Origin of the sequence: Aliivibrio kagoshimensis, assembly GCF_050337105.1 — a bacterium.
In the GTDB taxonomy this organism is placed as follows: domain Bacteria; phylum Pseudomonadota; class Gammaproteobacteria; order Enterobacterales; family Vibrionaceae; genus Aliivibrio_A; species Aliivibrio_A kagoshimensis.
The window spans coordinates 1-1,092 of sequence record NZ_JAKJSQ010000159.1; the positions used below are offsets into that span (position 1 = coordinate 1).

1 protein-coding gene is annotated in these 1,092 nt (G+C 37.8%); it reads right to left on the reverse strand.

The annotated features are described in order from the left end of the window. Positions 1 to 123: 123 nt before the first annotated feature. A complete protein-coding gene (gene catB / locus L4C32_RS20715) occupies positions 124 to 756 on the reverse strand; it encodes a type B chloramphenicol O-acetyltransferase (RefSeq protein WP_428198773.1) in 633 nt (210 codons plus the stop codon). Positions 757 to 1,092: the final 336 nt, after the last annotated feature.

The following is a 1,092-nucleotide window of genomic DNA, read 5'->3' on the forward strand; positions in this document are numbered from 1 at the left end:
TTTATGACCATACCACCAACTCGATATAAAACCGTTTCGCTGTATAGTATATTATTTTATAAACAAAGAGATATGCACAGATCAAACAACGTATTTTATTTCAATGAGTACGCTTCTTCGTTATCAGCAATGTAAACCTTGCCAATAATCATAAAGGCAATTGATGTCTGAAGAGCAGAACAGACTCATTGCCCCCTTCATTTGTTCATCGCTCCATAACCACCATTTCATTTCTAGCAACTGTGTAATTTCACTTTCAGTAAAACGATAACGGATCAGTTTGGCTGGGTTTGAACCAACAATAGAATAAGGCGCAACGTCTTTAGTTACGACAGCTCGGCTGGCAATGATTGCGCCGTCGCCGACTGTCACACCGCTCATGATCATGGCTTCAGTGCCAATCCACACATCATTGCCAATAACCGTATCCCCTGCTCGCTCAAATCCATCTTTAGCGTCTGAGAAATTATCATTATCTTGGTAGAAAAATGGGAACGTACTCACCCAGTTATTTTGATGTCCCTGATTTCCTGCCATCATAAATACCACGCCTGAACCAATTGAGCAGTAGCTCCCAATGATTAGTTTATCGATGTCAGTGGTTCCATCAGACAGTAGATAACGCGCGCAGTCATCAAAGCTATGATTATGATAATAACCAGAATAGTAGCTGTGCTTTCCGACAATGATATTAGGGTTCGTCACTTGTTCTTTCAGTGATTTACCAACAAAAGGGCTTTCAAAATAATTATTCAACCTAGATTCTCTTTTGGGCTTATAGCATTAGCGATTTGTAGAGAGCATACATTGATATTGAGTACAGAGGGCAAAACGGGGAAAATAAACTGAGATAAAGAGAGTTATGATAATAGAGATTAACTTTGATTTTACAGAGTTGGATTTTACAGTGGAGGTTTCTATGGAGAGTGTTGGTGATGTTTGCAACGTAAGTCAGCATAACCAGAACTAACTTTCAAATAGTTACTGAGCAAATTGCTGTATTAGTTAGCATGGAATTGCAACAAAAGTAATCAAATTTAAGCTTCTTTTGAAATGAATTGTTGTAAAATTACTACATTAAAACGTTTTACT